General features: G+C 64.4%; 26 protein-coding genes, 1 tRNA gene and 1 pseudogene. 13 read left to right on the top strand and 15 right to left on the bottom strand.

Annotated elements, in window-relative coordinates:
• Positions 1 to 305: 305 nt before the first annotated feature.
• Positions 306 to 1478: an isovaleryl-CoA dehydrogenase gene (locus LPW26_RS16960; protein ID WP_238736657.1), complete on the top strand. Its 1173-nt coding sequence runs from the start codon at positions 306 to 308 to the stop codon at positions 1476 to 1478.
• 215 nt (positions 1479 to 1693) lie between these two features.
• On the opposite strand, the gene LPW26_RS16955 is transcribed toward LPW26_RS16960, so the two are convergent.
• Both LPW26_RS16955 and LPW26_RS16950 read right to left on the bottom strand, forming a co-directional pair.
• Positions 1694 to 2500 (bottom strand): DUF2927 domain-containing protein, encoded by an 807-nt coding sequence (locus LPW26_RS16955; RefSeq protein WP_238736656.1) that lies wholly within the window; start codon positions 2498 to 2500, stop codon positions 1694 to 1696.
• A 74-nt stretch (positions 2501 to 2574) separates the two neighbouring features.
• Positions 2575 to 3153 carry a L,D-transpeptidase gene (locus LPW26_RS16950; protein ID WP_406677763.1) on the bottom strand — a complete coding sequence of 193 codons (579 nt, stop codon included), beginning with the start codon at positions 3151 to 3153 and terminating at the stop codon, positions 2575 to 2577.
• Positions 3154 to 3342: 189 nt separating this feature from the next.
• Between LPW26_RS16950 and LPW26_RS16945 the strand changes: the two genes are divergently transcribed.
• A complete protein-coding gene (locus tag LPW26_RS16945; protein ID WP_238736655.1) occupies positions 3343 to 4887 on the top strand; it encodes an acetolactate synthase large subunit in 1545 nt (514 codons plus the stop codon).
• Between the two features lie 90 nt (positions 4888 to 4977).
• Positions 4978 to 5409, top strand: a complete 432-nt coding sequence (locus tag LPW26_RS16940; RefSeq protein ID WP_238736654.1) for a DUF5413 family protein — start codon at positions 4978 to 4980, stop codon at positions 5407 to 5409.
• Positions 5410 to 5570: 161 nt separating this feature from the next.
• On the opposite strand, the gene LPW26_RS16935 is transcribed toward LPW26_RS16940, so the two are convergent.
• The 3 genes from LPW26_RS16935 to LPW26_RS16925 all read right to left on the bottom strand — a co-directional run bounded on the left by LPW26_RS16935 (position 5571) and on the right by LPW26_RS16925 (position 6860).
• Positions 5571 to 5888 (bottom strand): hypothetical protein, encoded by a 318-nt coding sequence (locus LPW26_RS16935; protein ID WP_238736653.1) that lies wholly within the window; start codon positions 5886 to 5888, stop codon positions 5571 to 5573.
• Between the two features lie 218 nt (positions 5889 to 6106).
• Positions 6107 to 6283 carry a hypothetical protein gene (locus tag LPW26_RS16930; RefSeq protein ID WP_238736652.1) on the bottom strand — a complete coding sequence of 59 codons (177 nt, stop codon included), beginning with the start codon at positions 6281 to 6283 and terminating at the stop codon, positions 6107 to 6109.
• A gap of 154 nt (positions 6284 to 6437) precedes the next feature.
• The gene (locus LPW26_RS16925) at positions 6438 to 6860 is read right to left on the bottom strand and encodes a helix-turn-helix transcriptional regulator (protein WP_238736651.1); all 423 of its coding nucleotides are present in this window, start codon (positions 6858 to 6860) and stop codon (positions 6438 to 6440) included.
• 602 nt (positions 6861 to 7462) lie between these two features.
• Here LPW26_RS16925 and LPW26_RS16920 point away from each other — a divergent pair.
• Positions 7463 to 7882: a hypothetical protein gene (locus LPW26_RS16920; RefSeq protein ID WP_238736650.1), complete on the top strand. Its 420-nt coding sequence runs from the start codon at positions 7463 to 7465 to the stop codon at positions 7880 to 7882.
• Between the two features lie 75 nt (positions 7883 to 7957).
• Here LPW26_RS16920 and LPW26_RS16915 read toward each other — a convergent pair whose 3' ends face one another.
• The 8 genes and pseudogenes from LPW26_RS16915 to LPW26_RS16885 form a co-directional block, all read right to left on the bottom strand.
• Positions 7958 to 8494 (bottom strand): hypothetical protein, encoded by a 537-nt coding sequence (locus tag LPW26_RS16915; protein WP_238736649.1) that lies wholly within the window; start codon positions 8492 to 8494, stop codon positions 7958 to 7960.
• Positions 8495 to 8698: 204 nt separating this feature from the next.
• A pseudogene (locus LPW26_RS25410) lies at positions 8699 to 8767 on the bottom strand (SEC-C metal-binding domain-containing protein); the annotation flags it as partial.
• 24 nt (positions 8768 to 8791) lie between these two features.
• Positions 8792 to 8974, bottom strand: a complete 183-nt coding sequence (locus LPW26_RS16910) for a hypothetical protein (RefSeq protein WP_238736648.1) — start codon at positions 8972 to 8974, stop codon at positions 8792 to 8794.
• Between the two features lie 83 nt (positions 8975 to 9057).
• Positions 9058 to 9375, bottom strand: coding sequence for an addiction module antidote protein (locus tag LPW26_RS16905; RefSeq protein WP_238736647.1), 318 nt, complete (start codon positions 9373 to 9375; stop codon positions 9058 to 9060).
• 2 nt (positions 9376 to 9377) lie between these two features.
• Complete coding sequence (locus LPW26_RS16900) at positions 9378 to 9674, bottom strand: type II toxin-antitoxin system RelE/ParE family toxin (RefSeq protein WP_238736646.1); 297 nt, start codon at positions 9672 to 9674, stop codon at positions 9378 to 9380.
• Between the two features lie 223 nt (positions 9675 to 9897).
• Positions 9898 to 9972 (bottom strand) — tRNA-Val (locus LPW26_RS16895).
• 184 nt (positions 9973 to 10156) lie between these two features.
• A complete protein-coding gene (locus tag LPW26_RS16890) occupies positions 10157 to 11410 on the bottom strand; it encodes a coiled-coil domain-containing protein (RefSeq protein WP_238736645.1) in 1254 nt (417 codons plus the stop codon).
• Between the two features lie 252 nt (positions 11411 to 11662).
• Positions 11663 to 12256: a DUF1134 domain-containing protein gene (locus LPW26_RS16885; protein WP_238736644.1), complete on the bottom strand. Its 594-nt coding sequence runs from the start codon at positions 12254 to 12256 to the stop codon at positions 11663 to 11665.
• Between the two features lie 111 nt (positions 12257 to 12367).
• On the opposite strand from LPW26_RS16885, the gene LPW26_RS16880 reads away from it, so the two are divergent.
• On the top strand, positions 12368 to 12871 hold the full coding sequence (locus LPW26_RS16880; RefSeq protein ID WP_238736643.1) for a YHS domain-containing (seleno)protein: 504 nt from the start codon (positions 12368 to 12370) through the stop codon (positions 12869 to 12871).
• A gap of 22 nt (positions 12872 to 12893) precedes the next feature.
• Here LPW26_RS16880 and LPW26_RS16875 read toward each other — a convergent pair whose 3' ends face one another.
• Entirely contained in the window at positions 12894 to 13691 is a 798-nt protein-coding gene (locus LPW26_RS16875; protein WP_238736642.1) for a 3'(2'),5'-bisphosphate nucleotidase CysQ family protein, read from the bottom strand.
• A 180-nt stretch (positions 13692 to 13871) separates the two neighbouring features.
• Between LPW26_RS16875 and chpT the strand changes: the two genes are divergently transcribed.
• The 6 genes from chpT (at position 13872) to LPW26_RS16845 (ending at position 20555) form a co-directional block, all read left to right on the top strand.
• On the top strand, positions 13872 to 14525 hold the full coding sequence (chpT, locus tag LPW26_RS16870; RefSeq protein ID WP_238736641.1) for a histidine phosphotransferase ChpT: 654 nt from the start codon (positions 13872 to 13874) through the stop codon (positions 14523 to 14525).
• 196 nt (positions 14526 to 14721) lie between these two features.
• Positions 14722 to 17514, top strand: coding sequence for a hybrid sensor histidine kinase/response regulator (locus LPW26_RS16865; protein ID WP_238736640.1), 2793 nt, complete (start codon positions 14722 to 14724; stop codon positions 17512 to 17514).
• Between the two features lie 26 nt (positions 17515 to 17540).
• The gene (locus LPW26_RS16860) at positions 17541 to 18011 is read left to right on the top strand and encodes a chemotaxis protein CheW (RefSeq protein ID WP_238736639.1); all 471 of its coding nucleotides are present in this window, start codon (positions 17541 to 17543) and stop codon (positions 18009 to 18011) included.
• 63 nt (positions 18012 to 18074) lie between these two features.
• Positions 18075 to 18440: a response regulator gene (locus tag LPW26_RS16855; RefSeq protein WP_238736638.1), complete on the top strand. Its 366-nt coding sequence runs from the start codon at positions 18075 to 18077 to the stop codon at positions 18438 to 18440.
• Between the two features lie 73 nt (positions 18441 to 18513).
• Entirely contained in the window at positions 18514 to 19680 is a 1167-nt protein-coding gene (locus LPW26_RS16850) for a protein-glutamate methylesterase/protein-glutamine glutaminase (RefSeq protein ID WP_238736637.1), read from the top strand.
• Positions 19677 to 20555 (top strand): CheR family methyltransferase, encoded by an 879-nt coding sequence (locus LPW26_RS16845; protein ID WP_238736636.1) that lies wholly within the window; start codon positions 19677 to 19679, stop codon positions 20553 to 20555. Before LPW26_RS16850 ends, LPW26_RS16845 begins: the two co-directional genes overlap by 4 nt.
• 258 nt (positions 20556 to 20813) lie before the next feature.
• On the opposite strand, the gene ctrA is transcribed toward LPW26_RS16845, so the two are convergent.
• The gene (gene ctrA / locus LPW26_RS16840) at positions 20814 to 21515 is read right to left on the bottom strand and encodes a response regulator transcription factor CtrA (RefSeq protein WP_238736635.1); all 702 of its coding nucleotides are present in this window, start codon (positions 21513 to 21515) and stop codon (positions 20814 to 20816) included.
• 368 nt (positions 21516 to 21883) lie between these two features.
• On the opposite strand from ctrA, the gene fliI reads away from it, so the two are divergent.
• Positions 21884 to 23209, top strand: coding sequence for a flagellar protein export ATPase FliI (gene fliI / locus LPW26_RS16835; protein WP_238736634.1), 1326 nt, complete (start codon positions 21884 to 21886; stop codon positions 23207 to 23209).
• Between the two features lie 108 nt (positions 23210 to 23317).
• A complete protein-coding gene (gene fliJ / locus LPW26_RS16830) occupies positions 23318 to 23737 on the top strand; it encodes a flagellar export protein FliJ (protein ID WP_238736633.1) in 420 nt (139 codons plus the stop codon).
• The last annotated feature ends 120 nt before the right edge of the window (positions 23738 to 23857 follow it).

Here is a 23857-nt window from a genome sequence, read left to right as displayed (position 1 = left end):
GCGTCGCGGCGATCGGTCTTGTTCTGGCCGCCGTCTGATCGCGGCGGTCCGTCGGCGGCGATTACAACCGGTTGCGCGGGCGAGAGCAAGGCATCCCGCGTGCCGGCGGGGCCGCGAACAGGCTGATTTCAAGGTGGGCTTTCTGTCCGGTCAGGTTTTGTGTCGAGGCGCTGGCAAAGTGCCCGGGCGCGCGCCGCGGCGACCTTTGGAGCCTTCTCAGTCCTGCGGCGTCATGACATGGTGCCGACCAACCAGAACACGAGACGCGCGGTCCGGCCGCGCCGATGAGTGGAGACAGCCCGACCATGATTTCGAACGCGCAGAGCCTGTTCAATTTCGATCTCGGCGAGACGGCCGACGCGATCCGCGAAACGGTGCGGGCGTTCGCGGCGGACGAGATCGCCCCGCGCGCCGAGGCCATCGACAAGACCAATACGTTTCCGCGCGACCTGTGGCCGAAGCTCGGCGAACTTGGCCTGCACGGCATCACGGTCGAGGAAGACTACGGCGGCGCCGGGCTCGGCTATCTCGAGCACTGCATCGCGATGGAGGAGATCTCGCGCGCCTCGGCTTCGGTCGGCCTGTCCTATGGGGCGCATTCCAATCTCTGCATCAATCAGCTGCGTCGCAACGGCAATGAGGCGCAGAAGCGCAAGTACTTGCCGAAACTGATCTCGGGCGAACACGTCGGCGCGCTGGCGATGTCCGAGCCCGGCGCAGGCTCCGACGTGGTGTCGATGAAGACCCGCGCCGACAAGAAGGGCGACCGTTACGTCCTCAATGGCAACAAAATGTGGATCACCAACGGCCCGGTCGCCGAGACGCTGGTGGTGTACGCCAAGACCGATCCGAACGCCGGCCCGCGTGGCATGACGGCGTTTCTGATCGAGAAGGGTTTCAAGGGGTTCAGCACCGCGCAAAAACTCGACAAACTCGGCATGCGCGGCTCCGACACCTGCGAGCTGGTGTTCGAGGACTGCGAAGTGCCGGAAGAGAACGTGCTCGGCGAGGTAGGCCGCGGCGTCAACGTGCTGATGAGCGGGCTCGACTACGAGCGCGCCGTGCTGGCCGCCGGTCCGCTCGGCATCATGCAGGCCTGCATGGATGTGGTGATGCCCTATGTGCACGAGCGCAAGCAGTTCGGCGAGCCGATCGGCAACTTCCAGCTGGTGCAGGGCAAGGTCGCCGACATGTACGTGACGATGAATGCGTCGCGCGCCTACGTCTATGCGGTGGCGAAGGCCTGCGACCGCGGCGAGACCACCCGCGAGGACGCCGCCGGCGCGATCCTCTACGCCGCGGAACGTGCGACCCAATGCGCGCTCGACGCCATCCAGCTGCTCGGCGGCAACGGCTACATCAACGACTACCCGACCGGCCGCCTGCTGCGCGACGCCAAGCTCTACGAGATCGGCGCCGGCACCAGCGAAATCCGCCGCATGCTGATCGGCCGCGAACTGTTCACCAAGACGGCGTAGAGCAACAGTCTTTCAGCTCGTCATTCCGGGGCGCCGCGCAGCGGCGAACCCGGAATCCATACGCCGCAGCGCTTGTGGTGAATGGCGATCGAGGATGACCAGCCGATAGACCGGGGGTTATGGATTCCGGGTTCGCGCTTCGCGCGCCCCGGAATGACGGAGGGATGAGTGCTCAGCTGGAGGCCGAAATCTGGCGCTCGGGACGCGGCCTGCGCCTACTGCCCCAGTCCGTTCACCCTGCCGACGAAGCTCCGCACGTCGGCCATCACTTGCGGCAGCACGGCTTTGACCTGTTGCACGGTCATGCCCGGCTTGATCTCCGGGTGGTACAGGATGTTCATCAGGTACTGATCGTAGACGTCGAAGTACCCCTTCTGGACGTCGTCGTTGAACATCGTCCACGGCACCTCGTCGGTGTCGTTGATCGGGCCCAGCGATTGCAGCAGTTCTTCGTAGGCGCAGTCGAGGAAGACGAAGTCGCCGTTGTCGATCGTCAGGATCACGTCGGCGTGCTCGATCTCGAACTTGTCGTTCTTGCGAAAGCCCGACAGGCATTGCGGATCGAGCGACTCGCGGATCTCCTTGGCGCGCTCGGCGCCGTAGAAGGTCTGAATCGTCTTGTTCAGGTTCTTGTCGCGGACGAGGTGGACGGTGACGTTGGCCTCGTCGGCATCGTCGGTGATGGCGATGTCGATGTGGCGGATGCGCTTGGCGATGTCGGCGACGACGCGGGCGAGCTGGGCGCGGCGATCCGGATGGGTCTCGCCTTCGGCGTAGACACGCACCGGGCCTTCGAATTTGCGGATGCGGTCGACCCGCCCGGCGAGGTGATACTCAGCGCCGAATGCGGTCTTGAAGAAGCCGTCGAAGATCTGGCTGTCGGTGAAGTCGCGCTTGTCGGCGCGCTGGTTGGCGGAAATGTCGGTGGTGTCGGCGGCGAGTGACGGCGCCGAGTCCGCTGCCACGGCGAGGATCGCCGCGAGCGCGGGGCCGAGAAAACGCCTGGTGCGACCGCACGTCATAGCCGAACGCTGCCGGAAACTGCCGCGGCGCACAACCCGTAATTGGAAGAAGCGGGGCTGCACACCCCGCAGCGTCAATTCCGCACGATCACCGTGGCGCCGACCCGGACCCGGTCGTACAGGTCGACCACGTCCTCGTTGGTCATCCGGAAGCAGCCGGACGATACCGCCTGGCCGATCGTTTCCGGCTCGTTGGAGCCGTGGATCCGGTACAGCGTCGAGCCGAGATACATCGCCCGCGCGCCGAGCGGATTGTCCTCGCCGCCGGCCATGTGGCGCGGCAGGTCGGGGCGGCGGCGCAGCATCTGCGCCGGCGGCGTCCAGCTCGGCCACTCCTTCTTGGCGGTGATGCGGTGGACGCCCGCCCAGCGGAACCCGTCGCGGCCGACGCCGATGCCGTAGCGCAGCGCGCTGCCGCCGGGCTCGACCAGATACAGCCGCCGCTCGGAGGTGCTGATCACGATGGTTCCGGGAGCGTAGTTGCCCATGAAGCTGACGCGTTCGCGCGGAATGGGGCTGGCGGCCGGCCCCGAGCGGAAGAACGGCCCAAACCCCATCACGGCTCGCATGTCTTCCTGGGCCGAAGCCTGGGACATTGCGGCGGCAACGAGCGTAGCGGCGAGCGCGAACAGGCGGGCAGCGGAGCGAACCATCGTGAACCTCGCAATCGTCAGAGTCCGACCCAAGACAGGCCACAATCATGGCGTTTGCGCAAGTCGTTGTGGTGACACCGCCCTATCTAGGGGCTTGCCGGGCAACGCAGTCCGGCGCGTTCGCCCCTTTGACGAACGCGTTCAACAATGATTGATCGTCAGGGATGTGACAGAACAGGGAGAGAAACGATGAACGGCGCCGAAAGCCTGGTGAGGACGCTCGTGCATGGCGGCGTGGACGTCTGCTTCGCGAATCCCGGCACATCCGAGATGCACTTCGTGGCCGCGCTCGATCGCGTCGAAGGCATGCGCTGCGTGCTCGGGCTGTTCGAAGGCGTGGTGACCGGCGCGGCCGACGGCTACTTCCGGATGAAGCGGACGCCGGCTTCCACGCTGCTGCATCTCGGCCCCGGCCTCGCCAATGGGCTTGCTAATCTTCACAACGCCAAGAAGGCGAATTCCGGCATCGTCAACATCGTCGGCCAGCATGCCACCTACCACATCGACTACAACGCGCCGCTGACCTCCGACATCGAGGGCCTGGCGCGGCCGATGTCGTCCTGGGTTCGGACCTCGCCGGACGCCAGATCGGTCGCGCGCGACGGCGCTGCGGCGATCGCCGCGGCGAAGAGTTCGCCGCCGCAGATCGCGACGCTGATCCTGCCGGCCGACACCGCCTGGAACGAGGCCGACGGCATCGCCGACGTGCCGGCCGATCAGCAGCGGCCGAGCTACTCGCCGCATGCGGTCGAAGCCGCTGCGCGGGTGCTGCGCTCCGGCGAGCCGACGCTGCTGCTGCTATCCGGCAACGCGCTCACCGAGCGCGGGCTGGCCATGGCGGCGCGGATCGCCGGCAAGACCGGCTGCAAGGTGATGGGCCAGACCTACAACCCGCGGATGGCGCGCGGCCGCGGCCGCACCTCGATCGAGCGCATCCCGTACGTGGTCGAGGCGGCGCTGCCGGTGCTGAAGGATTTCCGCCACATCGTGCTGGTCGAGGCGATGGATCCGGTGGCGTTCTTCGCCTATCCGGACAAGCCGAGCCTGCTGAAGCCGGAGGGCTGCGAGGCCCATCGCATGACCGACGCCGGCGACAATTCCGAGGGCGCGCTCGAAGCGCTGGCCGGCGCACTCGGTGCCAAGGCGTCCGACGCCCAGCCGCAGACGCTGGTCGATATCGCCAAGCCGACCGGCACGCTGACGCTGGCGTCGATCGCTCAGGCGATCGCGGTCGCGATTCCGGAGAACGCTATCGTCATCGACGAGTCGATCACCAGCGGCCGCGGTTTCTTCCCGCCGACCGCCGCGGCCGCGCCGCACGACTGGCTGCAGAACATGGGCGGCTCGATCGGCTTCTCGCCGCCGGTCGCGGTCGGCGCCGCGGTGGCGTGCCCGGATCGCAAGGTGATCTGCCTGGTCGGTGACGGCAGCGCGATGTACACGCTGCAGGCGTTGTGGACGCAGGCGCGCGAAAATCTCGACGTCACCACCGTTGTGTTCGCCAACCGCAAGTACCAGATCCTCAGAGGCGAGTTCGACGGCGTCGGTGCCGGCTTGCCCGGCAAGCGGGCGGAGGACATGCTGACGCTCGACCGGCCGGATCTGGATTGGGTGTCGCTGGCGAAGGGCATGGGCGTTCCCGGCCGCGCGGTGTCGACCGCCGACGAACTCAACGCCGCGCTCGAGGCCGGCGTCCGCGGCGGCGGACCGAGCCTGATCGAAGTGCGGATGTAACCGTCGTCGCTTGTCGCCGGTCGAGCCGCGTCGGGCAGTTGTCGGTGACGGCTCAGCGGGCGTAGCGTGGGAAGTCGCGAGGGAGTTGGCATGAAGCGATATCTGATTTTCGGCGCAATCGGGCCGTTCGTCGGCGGACTGCTGCTCTTGTTCGCGACCAGCTATCTGTCGGGCTACTGGATGCACACCGACCTGAGGGAGGTGCAGAAGTTCTTCGTCGTGATGTTCAAGTCGCTGCAATACAGCTACCTGTTCGGCCTGCTGCCGGCGCTGATGCTGGCGGCGATCGACGACATCATCTGCCACATCCGCGTGATCAAGCCGCCGCTGCGGCTGCTGATCGTCGGCACGATCGGCTTCGTCTTCACCGCGTTTCTCTATTCCAACCGCGGCGCCGACGCCGGGGCCGTGCAATTGCTGCTCTACGGCCTGGTCGGCTTGGTGCCGGCGGTGTTGTCGTCCTGGCTGGTCAGTAAGTTTTGCAAACCGGTCGGCCCGCACGCTACCCACGCGGCCGCCTGAGCGGCACGCCGCAGGATAGGTTACCAGGATGGCATGATCGTAGGATGGGTTGAGCGCAGCGAAACCCATCGCCACGCGTCGCACCATCGAGATGAACTGCCCTGCGCCGACCACCGCCGTGGGTTTCGCTCCGCTCAACCCACGCTACGGCAAAATCTGCATCAGCCGCGTGCGGGGACGCCGCCCCAATCGCTCAGGCTCTCGATCGCGTCGTCCTGCAACGCGGCGTCGATGCGGTTCTTGAGTTCGGCGTGGCGCACGCTCGCTATCTCGAACTCGGCCGCCGTCATCGCGCCGCGATGGGCGCGCAGCCGCGGATCCAGTCGCAGGAATTCCTCGGTCTCCGCCGGCGTCAGCCCGGCGATCGCCGTCACCCCGCGGGTATCGCGGATCAGCGCGCGCATCTGCTCGAGCCATTGGCGCAGCGCCGGCTCCTGTTCGAGCAACGCGTTGATCGTCTGTTCAAGCGTGTGAGCCATTGTCCGTCGCCTCCCGCCGATGCTCTGTGGGCCATCTGGTCCTCCGCTAAACGAAGGTCGGGTGCGACCGCATTGTGCCGGATCAATTGGTGCGGTGCCCAAGTCCGCTTTAACCGCGGGATCGTGTCACAGCCGCATCAAGACCTGCAGCAAGCGGGAACGTCGTGCGGGGCTAGGCCAGACGGTGAGGGGCGGGTAAGGCCCGGCTCGGCTCCGTCTCAGACGGCCCGAACCCTCAGGCCCGCAAAGTCGCCGCGCTGCTCGGTCTCCGCCAGCTCCGCCCGGCACTCCGCCGCAAACGCCCGCAGCCGGGCAGCGGTCAACTCATCTGCGATCATCTTCGCCAGCCGTTCAGCGCGCGAAATCTGGTCGTTCAGATAGTCGATGCGAGCCATGATCCCCTCCGTCGTCACCGAAACAATTTGAAGCAAATTGGTTCGTTCCCAAGCGAGCGAGAGGATGGTGAATTTCGAGTTACAATCCGGCCGAAGTTCATCGGGCTCCCAGCGTCGTACCCAGTCGAAACTGTTGGGAAGCCTTTCGCATCCGTCATCGCGAAGTCTTTCGCTTTGATTGGCCGATCGGAATGCAGTCCTTAGGACTGACGAGATCGTCGAGTTGGAGATCGAGCGTGTCGGCGATCTTGCGCAGCGTTTTTACGTCACCGGTTTTGCGGCCGGCCTCGATCTCCGACAAAAACCCTTGGGCGATGCCGACGCTCTTCGCGAGCGCCGCCTGGGTCCAGCCGGCGCGCTTGCGGTAGAAGGAGAGGGGGCTTTTTGACGCGAGCAGTGCATCGACTTCAGCACTCGTCAGCGTCCTTTCCTCGCCAGTTTTGATCCGCGCCAACGCGCTACGGGCCGCTGCTGTGTCGGCCGTATCCTGGCTGGCCGCGGCGACGAGACGGTCATACTCCTTGCGCGCCAGGATCACGATATCCTCTCCGCTTGGAGACTTGGTCATGACGGGCATTCCCGGCTCCTTAATTGTAGATCCCGCCGCGCGGGCCGATGTCGAGAATGACGATCGTGTCGATTGTTTCATTGAACAAGACTCGGAAATTCTGCACACGGAGCCGACTCGCGTCGACGCCAACAAGCGGTTTAACGTTGTGGGCTTGCGAGCGCGGGTCTTGTGCGTATTGCTCGATCTTGTCCCGGATCAGCCTCGGCCTTGTTGGCATGCCGGAGCAGTGTACGAGCAGCGGTGGCAGTATAAGCGATCGCCTTCGCCATCTTGAGAATCTCATATAAAAATTCATTTCTCAATATCTCTAAGAGAGATATTTTGGTCGTGAGGTCGACCTGAAAAGCGATTGCGGGCCGCAGTAAGCGCGAAGGATGAGTGAATAAGGAAGATTAGACCAGCCCGACTATGTGGCGGCAAAAAATGGTGGGCGCACAAGGGATCGAACCTTGGACCTCTCCCGTGTGAAGGGTGGGTCGCGGATGAACTGTTGAGCATTTTCAATGGTATAGGTGGCAATAAGTCAGCTATGCACGGCTCATGCACGGCATCGCTTGAATGGTGAACTCTAAACCTCCATGCTCAGCCTCGATCGAGGACGACGACACATGGCTAGACGGAAGCTTTCCGACTTTGAAAAGGTTCAAGCTCGCGCTGATTTTGTGGCAGAGCAGAACAAGCAATTTTCACCCGTACAGGTCGCTGCGGTGCGGGTCGCAGATTTCACGGATGATGACGGCATGCCAATCGTGTCCATTCAAGAGAGCGAGAACGTTATGTCCGAAGGGACCGAGGCCGCCGAGCTAACCAAGCTGATCGCCGCAGAGCCTTGGCAGAAAATCGTCGGGCCGCCCCAAAAAAAGGGTAACGGCGGCTGGTATATCCCGACGAAGCACGTCTTCGCGACGTGGCCGCACGATGAGATGCCGAATGCGCATTCAGTCTACGTAAGGCGCGAGGACAATCAATATTGGGTGTCTTGTATATACGATATTCACGGCAAACTGCACTACGCGCTAGCGGAGTGACTGACTAGATGGAGGGATGCGGGCGGGGGAAATGCACGGCGGACTACTCAACGCTAGCGCCTCCCACGGGGTACTCTATAGTTGCAGCGGGTCTTTAGTATAGCTGGTGTCTGGTGATCCCATCACCACGGCATCGAGAAACTGCAATATGTCGAAAATGTCGATGAAGTAGACTATTATCCCTCCATTGGGTTCAAGTACGCCTCGCGCCACCATGCCACACAACGCCTCGTTGTTGAGGCTATAGACCGGCGATCCACTCATTCCCGCGATGCTGCTAAAACCAGGATTAGTGTAAGTTGCCAATCCTCGTCGCAGGGCGTGGTCAAATTGCGCCACGCCAGCGTCGCGAAATTCAAGAAAGCCCAATCCTACGAAAATGTTTGGTGGATCAATGTGGCTTCTCTGCTTCAGAAAGCCTGTGGCAATGAGTCGATGGGCTGGCTCACTTGCGATTGCTGGTTCGTTGTCGAGGTCATAAACCCCATCGAAAAAATCCTTCTCGGAATCGTTGAAGGCGATGATGCAAATGTCGTCGAGGTCCGATCCCTCACTTTGGCCGTGAGACTTCGGGTTGTACATCCCTCTAATGCTTGCTGCTTTTCGACCCATTGCAGCATCCGTTATCACTAGATCGTCGATGCTGAACCCTTGTAGCACGTGTCGACAGGTTATGCCGAAATACATCCCCTTACGGCGTACTATGAAGGCAGTCCCGCCATTTGTGGCATAGCGAAAGTCCTCTAAATGCGTCTCGAAACAGACGAATCGCACGGAATCGGCGATCGGGATCGGAACGGGGGGTGGACCGAACTCACGCCCGTGGCAGTGTTTGAATCGCTTCCCACTACCGCAGGGGCAGGGCTCATTGCGTCGTAGTTTCATCGCGCCACACTAACAGATTCCACGTCAAGCCGCCCGCCGGGCCTGCCATGTCTCGAATGCCGCCTCGCCAGCCTCGCGCTCGGCCTTCTTCCGTGTCTTGGCGCGGCGGCCGACCAGCTTCACCGGCTTGCGCATCCAGTCCTTATCGCACCATTCCTGGATCGTCGGCAGCTTGTTGATCGTCTCGACCAACGGGGCCTGAGGCATGTGCGTAAAGTGCCGCTCATGTTGTAGGCCGCCCAGGATCTGATCCTTCTTTTGAGTGTGGCCGCGTCTTGCGGGCCGCCAGTTCAAGCCACGGCATTCTTCTTCGGCTTGGCTTCGGCCAGTTCTGCCGTCAGCCGGATTCCCATCGCGCCGAACACGCGCAGGATTGTTGCGAATTCGGGATTGCCGTTTTCGCCGAGCGTCTTGTAAAGCCCCTCTCGGGTGACGCCAGCAGCCTTGGCGACGGCGCTCATGCCCTGCGCTCGGGCGACCAGATTGAGCGCGTCACGCACTTCGGTGGGATCGCCATCGGCGAGAACAATGCTCAGATACTCCGCTCGCGCTTCCGGCGTGCGGAGATGCTCGGTGGCATTGAATTTCTTCAGCTTGCTGACTTTCATCCTCAGTCCTCCAATGCCTCTTCGATTTCCTTGGCCTTCCGAATGTCTTTGCTCTGTGTCCGCTTGTCGCCGCCGCAGAGCAGGATGACCACCACGTGACCGCGCCGCGTGTAGTAAACTCGGTATCCCGGTCCGTAATCGATACGAAGCTCCTTGACCGCTCCCCCAACCGACTTGGCGTCGCCGAAGTTTCCAGCCGCAATCCGTTCAATCCGGCGAACGATGTGCAAGCGGGCGCGCTGATCACCCAGAGCCGCCAGCCAGTTGGTGAAATCAGGCGTTTCGCGAACGTCGATCATGCTGGTGAATGTAATCTATAGATTACAAATTTGCGAGACGAATGTGACCGATTGAGTGCTGATCAATCACCCGCGATCGGTGATTTGCCCCCGGAATACGACCATCGACAGGGAGTGCGTGCACGTCCACAATTGGATATTCCGGCGCTGGTTCGAGCTTGAAAGCCCAAGGCCCTCTGGCTTATCCGAGGCCGATCAAAAATGTCAGCTGAAGGGCAAAAAATGGTGGGCGCACAAGGGATCGAACCTTGGACCTCTCCCGTGTGAAGGGAACGCTCTCCCGCTGAGCTATGCGCCCGGGACCGGTCGGGACGGGGCCGCGTGGCGGCTGGTCCCGGTGACCGTAGAGGCGCGATTTACGAAGTGAGGGGCGGGGGTGTCAAGCGGCAAGCCGGGAATTTGCCGTGTCGTTCACGCAATTACCGCGGTCACGAGTTCTCACGGCGGCTCCGGAGCGGCCGCCGGCAAAGCCGGATAGATCGTCAGCCGATCTGCCGCGCCCGCGAGGCGTGGGACTGCAGGGCGCGGATGCGCTCGGCCAGGGTGCCGCCGGCGACCGGGGCCGCAGGGGCTTCGGCGCCGTTGGGGCGGGCCGCAGCGGCCGGCCTTGCGGCGGGGGTCGGGGCGCTGGCGCCTTGTCCGGCGAGGATCGCTTCGATCGGCGAATCCGGACCCTCCAGCGTCATCGCCAGCTTGGCGACCTCGGCGGCGATGTCGTTGATGCGCTCGCGCAGCAGCGCGTTCTCCATCCGCTCGGTCGCCCAGCTGTTCTCGGCCTGCTGCTGGATCGCGGTCAGCTCGCGTTGCGCGGCGGCGCGCTCGTCGCGGGCCTGTTGAAGCTGCTGTTCGAGCGCCGTCTTCTCGGCCTGCAGCCGGGCCAGATCGGCGGTACCGGCCTTGGCCGGGGAGGCGGTCTTGCCACCGCGCAGCTGCTGCAGCTCCTGATCGGCCGCGGCCGCGGCGGCGCGCAGTCCGGTATTCTCGGCTTCCAGCGCCGCGACGCGGCCGCCGAGCTGTTCGGCTTCCTTGACCTGCGCGACCAGCTGGCGATCGAGATCGGCGACGCGGCTGCCGAGCTGTTCGGCGCGGCCGCGGGCGTCGGTGAGGTCGCGGCTGGTGCTGGCGGACTCGCCGCGCTGCGCTTCCAGCCGGGTCTGGGTCGCGGTGAATTCGCGCTCGGCCTCGCTGACGCGGCCGCGCAGCTCCTCGATCTGGGTGCGCACGGCGACCAATTCGACCTGGCGGGTGTCGGCGAGCATCGAGCGGTCGGCCAGTTCGGTGTTGATCCGCGCCAGCTCGGCCTGCTTCTCGGCCAGCGCCGCTTCGGCGCTCCGCAGCTCCTGCATCTTGGCGGCGAAATCCTGCTCGGTGGTGCGGAGCTGCTCGTTGAGCGACTTTTCGCGCGCCTCCAGCGTCAGGATCGCCTCGTTCTTCTCGGCGAGCTCGACCTTGAGGCGGTTCACCGCGTCGGTTTTGCGGCCGATCTCGGCGAGCTGGCTGGTGGTCTTGTTGCGGAGTTGCTCGACGCTCATCTCCAGCCGCCGCGCCGACATGGCGAATTCGGCGCGGAGCTGGTCCTTGTCGGCCTGGATCTCGGCCATCGACAGCGGCGTCGCCGCCTCCAGCCGCTTGGTGGTCAGCCGCACCGCGCGATTATGCACCAGCGGCGCGATCATCAGCGCCAGCAGCATCGCGGCCAGAAAGCCGATCGCCAGATACATGATCTGCTCGATCATCAATGTCTCCTACCCGAGATCCGAAAAGCGGGACGCTGCGCGAGCGGCCGGGAGGGCCGATTGCGCCTGCGCGACGTCTGAGGGCGAAACCGATGGTGCGGCGAACCGTGCTCGAACGAGGCGCCGGGCAAACGTCGTCGTCCGGCCGGAAATTCCGGCCGCACATTGCCACGGAGCGCCGCCGCAGCGCCAGTGCGTTGCGGCGTTAACGTGAATCCCGGCAGGGGATGAGGGCGGCCGGAGCCGCTGCGCTCAGAAGGGATTCCAGGTCGCCGTCGGGGTGAACTTGAGGTAGCCGATATTGGCGCCGAGCCGCAGGCCGATGCCCGACTGGATCGGCACCAGCACGATATTGTTCGCGGTCAGCGCCGTCATGCCGAAGCCGCCGACCACATAGGCCGAGCCGTCGATGCCGCCGAAGCGCTGATAGATCGCGTTGGTGGAGGGCAGATTGTAGACCAGCGTCATGGTGCGGGCACCGTTGCCGCCCCAGTCGAAGCCGACCGACGGGCCCTGCCAGTACACCCGCAGATCGCCGGCGTTCTTGGTGTAGAGCGTACCCTCGCCGTAGCGCAGGCCGGCCACGAACGCGCCCGATCCTTCCTCGCCCAGCACATAGCCGTTGGGCAGACCCCATTGGCTGACCGCGCGCTCGATCACCGAGGCGAGCCCGCGCGACACGTTGCCGAAGAAGCGATGGCCGGCGGCGGTCAATTCTTCCGGTCCATAAGTGTTGGGGCTCGCCGCCGCGCGCGGCGGCATTGGCTGCTGCTGCGCCGCAGCCGGCGCGATCAAGGCCGCCGACGCAAGCAGCGCCAACGCAGCACGACGTGAAACGATGGTCATCCAACTCACCCCTGGGTCTTCGATCCCCGGCCCATCCCTTAACCGGACGCTGACTTGCCCCGGCTAGTGTGGCGCCTGCGCCCCACGATTCGAAGCTTATCGATTTCAACTATGACGGCACAACGGCAGGAACGAAACGGGATTCGCCTCGGATGCGCCACGATCTGGCTCGTCGCGCTGCTGCTCGCCGCAGCTCCGTTGCAGAGCCTCGTCGCCGCAACCACCGAGCGCGTGGTGGTCGATCGTTATACGGGCCTGGCAATCGACGGTTTCGATCCCGTCGCCTATTTTACCGACCACGAGGCGCGAATGGGCGAAGCGGATCATGAGGCGTCGTCGAGCGGCGCGATCTGGCGGTTCTGCAATCCCTCCAACATGGCGGCATTCGTTGCCAACCCGGAGATCTACGGCCCGCAATTCGGCGGTTACGATCCGGTCGGCATTGCGCGCGGCGTGCCGGTGGCGGGGGATCCGCTGGTGTGGCTGGTCAGCGGACAGCGGCTGTTCCTGTTCGCCCGCGAGGAGAGCCGCGCGGCCTTCGCAGCCGATCCGGAGCGCTACTTGAAACCGGCCCGGCGGCAATGGCCGGCGCTGCAGACGACGCTGGCCGAATAGGGCCTTCAGCGCGGTCCGGCGGTCAAACCGCGTCAGCGTCACCCCAGGCGATGAATTCCGGCACGATGAAGTTCGGCCGCGGCACGTCGAACCGCAGCGGCGCGCCGCTGGCGTCGGTGAGCTTGCCGCCGGCCGCGATCACCACGGCGGCGCCGGCGGCGATGTCCCATTCGCAGGTCGGCGACATCCGCGGATAGATGTCCGCCGCGCCCTCGGCGATCCGGCCGAATTTCAGCGCCGATCCCATCTGGGCCTGCACGGCGCCGGGGCGTTCGGCGATGAAGGCGAGGGTGCGCGCATCGAGATGCGAGCGGCTGATCGCCACTGTCCAGGGGGCGCCGGGCGGCGGCAGCGGGCGGGTGCGGATCGGCTCGGTGCTGGTGATCGTGCCGTCGGCCGCGACCGTCAGCCGCTCTGCGCCGTGGCCGACCAGGCCGCGCCAGATCACCCCGAGCGCCGGCGCGCCGACGATGCCGAGCAGCGGCTCGCCATCGCTCACCAGCGCCAGATTGACGGTGAATTCGTCGCGGCCGGACACGTATTCCTTGGTTCCGTCGAGCGGATCGATCACGAAGAAGCTCGGCGCATCAGGACGGCCGAGGCCGCAGCGTTCTTCCGACAGCGTCGGCAGTTGCGGCGCGATCTGCGCCAAGCCCTCGGCGATCACCCGGTCCGCGGCGAGGTCGGCGGCGGTCACCGGCGACCCATCGGACTTGTGGTCGACCTTGCCGGAGCGATCGATCTCCAGGATCGCGGCGCCGGCGCGCACCACCAGATCGGTCAGCGGCTGCAACCAGGCCGCAGCCGTGTCGCGGATCATCGAAGGTCCTCGCTCCAGCGCGTGCCCATTCCCCATCATTCCGTCTCCCTGTCCGGCCGGTCTGGCGCGGGGCCCAATGTTGGCAGCGCAACCGACCGCAGTGTATCAAGCCAAGCACCATGGCTGATTCGTTTCGAACAAGCCGTTTGAACGCCCCCGTGGCTTCCGAGGAGCAGTCCGATGTCCGACAGTCCCACTCCCGTCCAGGCTCCGGCACCGGATGCGCTCGAACTGGCCGCGCTGCTCTGCTCTCGGGTCTGCCACGATCTCATCAGCCCGGTCGGCGCGATCGTCAATGGCCTCGAAGTGCTCGACGACAGCAACAAGCAGGAAGACAAGGATTTCGCCCTCGACCTGATCCGCAAGAGCGCCAAGACGGCGTCGGCCCGGCTGCAGTTCTGCCGGCTGGCGTTCGGCGCCGCAGGGTCCGCCGGTGCCCAGATCGATCTCGGCGACGCCCAGAACATGGCCCGCGGCCATTTCGAGGACGACAAGACCAAGATCACCTGGAATCTGCCGCGCGTGCTGTTGGCCAAGAACCGGGTGAAGCTGCTGCTCAATATGCTGATCATCGCGCAGCAGACCATTCCGCGCGGTGGCACGCTCACCGTCGAGCCGGTCGGCGAGGGAGAGGCCTTGTCGTTCCGGGTGATCAGTGCCGGCCTCAACGTCCGCACGCCGCAGAATGTCGTCGACATGCTCAGCGGCAAGCACGCCGGACCGATCGAGTCGCATGGTGTGCAGCCCTACTACACGCGCCTTCTGGCCGAGGCCTGCGGATTGACCGTCACTCTCGCGCCCGAAGCTGATACTTTGGTGGTAAGCGCCGTTTGAGCCGGATTTGAACACCGGGAGCGCATGGTAAAGACCAGGTAAGGAAATTTCCCTGGTATTAGTACGCGTTCGACGCGTCTTCTTACGGTAGCTCCTGGCCCCGATACGCAACTAATATTAAACGCTTTCCGCAGACAGTGGCCGCACAATTCGGTCACGGCTGTTGCCGTGCGCCCGCGTAAAGAGGCCAGCGCACATGGACGATCTTCTCCGGGAGTTTTTGACGGAAACCTTCGAGAGTCTGGATACGGTTGACAACCAACTGGTCCGTTTCGAACAAGAGCCGAACAACGCGAAGATTCTCGATAACGTCTTCCGCCTCGTGCACACCATCAAGGGCACTTGCGGTTTCCTCGGCCTTCCGCGACTGGAAGCTCTGGCGCACGCGGCCGAAACGCTGATGGGCAAATTCCGCGACGGCATGCCGGTGACCGGCGAAGCCGTGACGCTGATCCTGACCACGATCGACCGCATCAAGGACATTCTAGGCGGCCTGGAAGCCACGGAAGCTGAGCCTTCTGGCGAGGACGGCGACCTGATCGGCGAGCTCGAACGGTTGTCGATGCGCACGCCGGAGGAGCTGGCTGCCGAGCTCGGCGAGGCTGCGCCGGTCGTGGCCGAAGCGTCTGCCGAAGTTGAAGTCGTCGTCGAGGCCGCGGTGGCCGAAGGCACGCTGGTGTCGCAGACGCTCGAACGCCCGCTGCGTCCGGGCGAAGTGTCGCTCGACGAGCTGGAGCGCGCCTTCCGCGAAACCGCGATCGAAGTCGCCGCGCCGCCGCTGGCTCCCGCCGAGGAGGAGATCGACCCGCCGGCCGCCGTGGCTGCTCCGGTCGCCGAGGCTGCCAAGCCTGCGCCGAAGCCGGCCGTCAAGGCCGCCAAGAAGGCGAACGAGCAGGAGGCCGCTCCTGCCGAAGGCGATCGCATCGCCAACCAGTCGATCCGCGTCAACGTCGACACCCTCGAACACCTGATGACGATGGTGTCCGAGCTGGTGCTGACCCGCAATCAGTTGCTCGAGATCAGCCGCCGCCATGAGGACACGGAGTTCAAGGTGCCGCTGCAGCGTCTGTCGACCGTCACGGCCGAGCTGCAGGACGGCGTGATGAAAACCCGGATGCAGCCGATCGGTAACGCCTGGCAGAAGCTGCCGCGGATCGTACGCGATCTCGCCTCCGAACTCGGCAAGCACATCGAACTCGAAATGCACGGCGCCGACACCGAGCTCGACCGCCAGGTGCTCGACCTGATCAAGGATCCGCTCACCCACATGGTGCGCAACTCCGCCGACCATGGGCTGGAGCGCCCCGAGGAGCGGGTGCGAAACGGTAAGCTCGAGCAGGGTACCATCCGCCTGTCCGCCTATCACGAAGGCGGCCATATCGTGATCTGCATCGCCGACAACGGCCGCGGTCTCAACACCGAGAAGATCAAGGCCAAGGCGATTGCCAACGGTCTGGTCAGCGAAGCCGACGTCGAGAGGACGACCGAGGCGCAGATTCACAAATTCATCTTCGCGCCGGGCTTTTCGACCGCTGCAGAAGTCACCAGCGTGTCGGGCCGCGGCGTCGGCATGGACGTGGTGCGAACCAACATCGATCAGATCGGCGGCACCATCGAGATCAAGTCGGTGGCCGGCGAGGGTTCCAGCGTCACGATCAAAATTCCGCTGACGCTGGCGATCGTTTCGGCGCTGATCGTCGAAGCCGGCGGCGACCGCTTTGCGATCCCTCAGCTCGCGGTGGTCGAGCTGGTGCGGGCGCGAGCCAATTCCGAGCATCGCATCGAGCGCATCAAGGACACTCCGGTGCTGCGGCTGCGCGACAAGCTGCTGCCGCTGATGCACCTGAAGAAGCTGCTGCACATCGACGACGGCACCGGCTCGACCGAGCCCGAGAACGGCTTCATCGTCGTGACCCAGGTCGGCAGCCAGACTTTCGGAATCGTCGTCGACGCGGTGTTTCATACCGAGGAAATCGTCGTCAAACCGATGTCGACCAAGCTGCGGCACATCGGCATGTTCTCCGGCAACACCATCCTGGGTGACGGCGCGGTGATCATGATCGTCGATCCTAACGGCATCGCGCAGGCGCTCGGCACCTCCGTGTCGGCGCAGCACGATCTGTCCGAGCAGAGCGCGGCGACGCGCGCGGCTTCGACCGAACAGCTCACCTCGCTGCTGGTGTTTCGCTCGGGCTCGCCGCAGCCGAAGGCGGTGCCGCTGTCGCTGGTCACCCGGCTCGAAGAGATCGCCGCCGACAAGATCGAGACCTCGAACGGCCGCTATCTGGTGCAGTATCGCGATCAGTTGATGCCTCTGGTGCTGATGGAGGGCGTCACCGTCGCCACCACCGGGGTGCAGCCGATCCTGGTGTTCGCCGACGACGACCGCAGCATGGGTCTGGTCGTTGACGAGATCGTCGACATCGTCGAGGAGCATCTGCAGATCCAGGTCGGCTCCAGTCGCGAGGGCATTCTGGGGTCGGCCGTGATCAAGGGGCAGGCGACCGAAGTCATCGACGTCGCGCACTTCCTGCCGATGGCATTCTCGGACTGGCTCGCGCGCAAGGAGATGAAACAGTCGCTCAGCACCCGTTCGGTGCTGCTGGTCGACGACTCCGCGTTCTTCCGCAACATGCTCGGCCCGGTGCTGAAAGCCGCTGGCTACAAGGTGCGGCTCGCGACCTCGGCGGTCGAAGGCCTGTCGGTGCTGCGCACCGGCGCGCAGTTCGACGTGATCCTGACCGATATCGAAATGCCGGAGATGAACGGCTTCGAGTTCGCCGAAGCGATCCGCGCCGACGCCAAGTTCTCGACGACGCCGGTGATCGCGCTGTCCTCGCTGGTATCGCCGGCGGCGATCGAGCGTGGACGTCAGGCTGGCCTCGCCGACTACGTCGCCAAATTCGACCGCCCGGGCCTGATCGCGGCGCTGCAAGAGCAGACCGTGAACCATGAACGGGGCGACGCGCTGCAGCAGCAGGCGGCATGACGAAGGACCAGGAAGGACACCAGACGATGAGCCGGCAAGTCGACGCCATCAGCGGCAACACCACCCAATTCGCCACCGCGATGATCGGCGGGCAGCTGTTCGGGCTGCCGATCTCGCGTGTGCAGGACGTGTTCATGCCGGAGCGGCTGACGCGGGTGCCGCTGGCGCCCGAAGATGTCGCGGGCGTGCTGAATCTGCGCGGCCGCATCGTCACCGCGATCGATATGCGGGCGCGCCTCGGCCTGCCCAGGAACGAAGACGGCAAACCGCCGATGGCGATGGGCGTCGATCTGCGCGGCGAGTCCTACGGCCTGCTGATCGACACGATCGGCGAGGTGCTGACGCTCCCCGACGAAGGCCGCGAGGTCAACCCGGTCAATCTCGATCCACGGATGGCGTCATTCGCCAACGGTGTTCACCGGCTCGACGGCCAGCTGATGGTCGTGCTCGACGTCGACAAGGTGCTCGAAATCTCGAACGCGCGGATGGCCGCGTAAACCGGATTTTTCCGGCGACAACAACCGTCCGTTGGTTCGGGCGCTGACTGACAGAGGCAGACAATGAAGACATGTTTGGTGGTCGATGACTCGAGCGTGATCCGAAAGGTCGCACGGCGGATTCTCGAAGGTCTCGAGTTCGAGATCGTGGAGGCCGAAGATGGCGAGAAGGCGCTCGAAGTCTGCAAGGAGCGGCTGCCGGACGCGGTGCTGCTCGATTGGAATATGCCGGTGATGGACGGCTACGAGTTCCTGCGCAATCTGCGCCGGATGCCGGGCGGCGACATGCCGAAGGTGGTGTTCTGCACCACCGAGAACGACGTGGCGCACATCGCCCGCGCGCTGCACGCCGGCGCCAACGAGTACATCATGAAGCCGTTCGACAAGGACATCGTGACGGCGAAATTTCAGGAAGTCGGCCTGATCTGAGCTGAGTCCGCCGAAAGGTGGTCGACGCCGCGTCACCCGACGCGGCGGGAAAGTTGCGTTGCGTCGGTGAGTGATGAGTGTAGCATTGGCAGGTAGTTCCACCGCAACTTCGAAGCAGTACGAGCCTTTGCGGGTGATGATCGTCGATGACTCGGTCGTTATCCGCGGCCTGATCTCGCGCTGGATCGAAGCAGAGCCCGACATGGTGGTTGCCGCCTCGCTGCGCACCGGGCTCGACGCCGTCAATCAGATCGACCGCGTCAAGCCGGACGTCGCGGTGCTCGACATCGAAATGCCCGAACTCGACGGCATTTCGGCGCTGCCGAAGCTGCTCGCCAAGAAGCGCGACCTGATCATCATCATGGCGTCGACGCTGACGCGCCGCAACGCCGAGATCAGCTTCAAGGCGTTGTCGCTCGGCGCCTCCGACTACATCCCCAAGCCGGAATCGACGCGCGAGCCGCACGCCGCCGATATCTTCAAGCACGATTTGCTGCAGAAGATCCGTCACCTCGGCGGCAAGGTTCGCCGCAAGGCGACTGCCCTTGCGCCCTCTCTGGCTCCCGCCGCGCCGGTGCTCGAGCGCCACCGCGAGCCGGCTGCAGCGAGCGTGGCCAGTCAGGCAGCGCTGGTGAAGCGGTCGTTCGGCCCCACCGCGCCACGCGTGCTGCTGATCGGTTCGTCGACCGGCGGCCCGCAAGCGCTGATGTCGCTGGTGGCCGACATCGGCCCGGTGATCGACCGCTATCCGGTGCTGATCACCCAGCACATGCCGCCGACCTTCACGACGATTCTCGCCGAGCATCTGATGCGCACTGCGCGCCGGCCGGCGCACGAGGGCATCGACGGCGAAGCCGTCAAGCCGGGCCGGATCTATCTGGCGCCCGGCGGCCGCCATATGCGCGTCGTCAAGCAGGGCGGCAATCCGGTCATCGCGCTCGACGACGGTCCGCCGGTGAACTTCTGCAAGCCCGCGGTCGACCCGCTGTTCGCCTCGGCGATCGACGTCTGGCAGAGCGGAATTCTTGCGGTGGTGCTGACCGGCATGGGATCGGACGGCATGCGCGGCGGCAAGGAGATCGTCGCCGCAGGGGGCAGCGTGATCGCCCAGGACGAAGCTTCCAGTGTGGTCTGGGGCATGCCCGGCGCCGCCGCCAACGCAGGCATCTGCGCCGCAGTGCTGCCACTCAATCAAATCGGGCCGAAGCTGGTTCGCTTGTTCTCGGGAGATCGTTCGTGACGCCGGCTGATTTCGACTATCTTCGCAAGACGCTCAAGGAGCGCTCCGGCCTCGACCTATCGACCGACAAGCAATATCTGATCGAGAGTCGGTTGCTGCCGCTGGCGCGCCGGCTCGGTCACGCTGGGATCAGCGATCTCGTGCAGAAGATGAAGAGCGGGGCCGAGCAGGTCACCGCCGAGGTGGTCGAAGCAATGACCACGAACGAGACCTTCTTCTTCCGTGACAAGCTGCCGTTCGATCATCTGCGCGAGGAAATCCTGCCCGCGCTGCTGCAAGCGCGGGCCGGTAAGCGCAGCTTGCGGATCTGGTGCGCGGCGTCGTCGACCGGGCAGGAGCCGTATTCGATCGCGATGTGCCTGAAGGAGATGGGCCCGGCGGTCGCCAGCTGGCGCTTCGAGATCGTCGCCACCGACCTGTCGCAGTCGGTGCTGGCGAAATCGAAATCGGGCCTGTTCAGCCAGTTCGAAGTCCAGCGCGGCCTGCCGATCCAGCTGCTGGTCAAGTACTTCAAGCAGACCGGCGATTTGTGGGAGATCAGCCCGGAGCTGCGCGCGATGGTTCAGCATCGCCAGTTCAACCTGCTGCAGGACTATTCGCAGCTCGGCATGTTCGACGTGATCTTTTGCCGCAACGTCCTGATCTATTTCGATCAGCAGACCAAGGTGTCGATCTTCGAGCGGCTCGCCAAACGGCTCGAGCCCGATGGCTATCTGGCGCTCGGCGCCGCCGAAACCGTGGTCGGCCTGACCGACGTCTTCAAGCCCCATCCGACAAGGCGCGGCGTCTATCTGCCGAACACGCTCGCCAAGTCGCCGTCGATCGTGCCGGCGGCGAAGCCGCTCGGCCAGTTCGCCGGCCTGCGCGTAGGCTGAGGCCGGACGCGTCGAGCTGCCTTGGCGCAGTGATTCGTCATTCCGGGGTGCGAACGCAGTTCGCGAACCCGGAATCTCGCAGTTGTTGCAACGTCGGGGTGTGCTCCAACCTCTGGATTCCGGGTTCGCGCGCAAGTGCGCGCGCCCCGGAATGACGAAGGGCAGAGGTCCGCACAAACAATAACCCCGCCATTTGCGGCGGGGTTCAGTCGGGAGGTGAGCGCTGGACCGGGCGCTCCTTGAAAGGCTGTGCGGCGGTCAGGCCGGGATGCGAACTTCTTCTTCGCTCGGTTCGCGCAGCACGTAGCCGCGGCCCCAGACGGTTTCGATGAAGTTGCGGCCGTCGGACGCGTTCGCGAGCTTCTTGCGCAGCTTGCAGATGAAGACGTCGATGATCTTCAGTTCCGGCTCGTCCATCCCGCCGTAGAGGTGGTTAAGGAACATTTCCTTGGTGAGCGTGGTGCCCTTACGGAGCGAGAGCAGCTCCAGCATCTGATATTCCTTGCCGGTCAGATGCACGCGCTGGCCGCCGACTTCGACGGTCTTGGTGTCGAGATTGACGACGAGGTCGCCGGTCTGGATCACCGACTGGGCGTGGCCCTTGGAACGGCGGACGATGGCGTGGATGCGGGCGACCAGCTCGTCCTTGTGGAACGGCTTGGTCATGTAGTCGTCGGCGCCGACGCCGAGACCTTTCACCTTGTCCTCGATGCCGGCGAGGCCGGACAGGATCAGGATCGGAGTCTTGATCTTGGAAACACGCAGCTGCTTGAGAACGTCATAGCCGGACATGTCCGGCAGGTTCAGATCGAGCAGGATGATGTCGTAGTCGTACAATTTGCCGAGGTCGACGCCTTCTTCACCGAGATCTGTCGTGTAGACATTGAAACTCTCGGATTTGAGCATCAATTCGATCGACTGCGCAGTGGCGCTGTCATCTTCAATCAGCAATACGCGCATGCCAGTCCCCTTATAGCGCCGCTCCGGGCGTCAGGCGTCCGCACTACCTGCGGCACTGGAAACGCCTCTGAACAACTGATTCGGATCCTGACGAGGTATGGTTAACAAATCCTGATTCTGGTCCGCAAGGTCTGTTCGTGCATTTTTTGCAGAATCGACGTAAGATATTGCGTAGAAGCAGCTTTTTGTTACCGGGCCTCTTCAAGTTTCACATTAAGAGTCAGCGTCAACCGACTCCCGCGACTCACCCTTCATTCTGACGGACGAGCGCGTTCAGCCACCAAAGACAGTGACGCAATGATTAACGATGCGGGTAAACACGAAGTTAAGGTGACAGGACCGGTCCCCACAAACTTAAGGGTTTCGCAATGAAGGCCCTCGCGGAACAGATCGGCGATCTCGACGGCGTCAACATCTACGGCCGCGTGGTCGGGGTCCGCGGCCTGATGGTGGAGATCGCCGGGCCGATCCATGCGATGTCGGTCGGCGCCAGAATCGTCGTAGAAACGGGCGGAAGTCGGACCATCCCGTGCGAGGTGATCGGTTTCACCGGCAATAACGCGATGGTGATGCCGTTCGCCGGGCTCGAAGGCGTGCGCCGTGGCTGCCGCGCAGTGATCGCCAATTCGGCCGCGCAGGTGCGGCCGTGCCAGGCGTGGCTCGGCCGCGTCGTTAATGCTTTGGGCGAGCCGATCGACGGCAAGGGGCCGCTGCCGCAGGGGCCGGCACCGATGGCGTTCCGCAATTCGCCGCCGCCCGCTCACTCGCGACGGCGGGTCGGCGCGCCGCTGGATCTGGGCGTGCGCGCTCTAAACACCTTCCTCACCTGCTGCCGCGGTCAGCGCATGGGCATCTTCGCCGGTTCCGGCGTCGGCAAGTCGGTGCTGCTCTCGATGCTGGCGCGGAACGTCGACGCCGCGGTGTCTGTCATCGGGCTGATCGGCGAGCGCGGCCGCGAGGTGCAGGAGTTCCTGCAGGATGACCTCGGCGAGGAGGGCCTCGCGCGCTCGGTGGTGGTGATCGCCACCTCGGACGAGCCGGCGCTGATGCGCCGCCAGGCCGCCTATCTGACGCTGTCGATCGCCGAGTATTTCCGCGATGATGACAAGGATGTGCTCTGCCTGATGGATTCGGTGACGCGCTTCGCCATGGCGCAGCGCGAGATCGGCCTGTCGGCTGGCGAGCCGCCGACCGCGAAAGGCTATACGCCGACCGTGTTCACCGAGCTGCCCAAGCTGCTGGAGCGCGCCGGGCCGGGGCTCGGCGAGGGCACCATCAGCGGCATCTTCACGGTGCTGGTCGACGGCGACGACCACAACGAGCCGGTCGCCGACGCGGTGCGCGGCATTCTCGACGGCCACATCGTGATGCAGCGCTCGATCGCCGAGCGCGGCCGCTACCCTGCGATCAACGTGTTGAAATCGGTGTCGCGCACGATGCCGCGCTCCTGCGATCCGGCCTATCTGCCGGTGATCAAGCGCGCCCGGCAGGTGATGGCGACCTATGCGGACATGGAAGAGCTGATCCGGCTCGGCGCCTATCGGCCCGGCTCCAGCGCCGAAGTCGACGAGGCGGTGCGGTTGCACGAGCCGCTCGAGGAGTTTCTGCGCCAGGGCAAGGACGAGGCGACCAGCCTTTCCTCAGGTTATGCCCAACTCGACCAGATCCTGAAGTCCGTGGAAACGGAACGCTAACTTTGTCCGGTCATCATCCTTGGCACGTCAATCGTTTTGCCGGTTGGCCCCCCGTGGCATGCCGGCAACGTCCCGCGTTGAATCGGGACTTCTGGGGAGTACGAGTCGATGAAGTCACGTGACACGCTGATCCGCTTGAAGAAGTTTCAGGTCGATGAGCGGCGCAGGCGAGTAGCCCAGATCGAGGGAATGATCGCGGACTTCCAACGCATGTCGGTGGATCTGGAGCGGGAAATTCTGACCGAGCAGGAGCGTGCCGGCATCAGCGATCCCACCCACTTTGCCTATCCCACCTACGCCAAGGCCGCGATCCAGCGCCGCGAAAACCTCACCCGGTCGGCGGATGAGCTGCGGGTGCAGCTCGAGGACGCTCGCGCGCAATTGTCCGAAGCTTATGACGAGTTGAAGAAGGTCGAACTGCTCGACGAGCGCGATCAGGCTCGCGAACGCGCCGAGGAGGGCGCGCGCGAGCAGGCCGACATGGACAGCATCGGCCTGATGCGCTCGCGGCTCGGCGCCATTGCCTGACGGCTGTTCATCGAGCCATTGCGAAAAACTCTGCAAAGCCCGGGTCACACCCGGGCTTTTTCGCGCGGGGTATCCACAAGAGCAGCGTCCGCGCCGTGGCGGATCGTGACGGCGCACGAT

The sequence above is a fragment of the Rhodopseudomonas infernalis genome, assembly GCF_022271405.1.
In the GTDB taxonomy this organism is placed as follows: Bacteria; Pseudomonadota; Alphaproteobacteria; order Rhizobiales; family Xanthobacteraceae; genus Rhodopseudomonas; species Rhodopseudomonas infernalis.
This window is presented reverse-complemented; position numbering and strand designations above follow the sequence as displayed.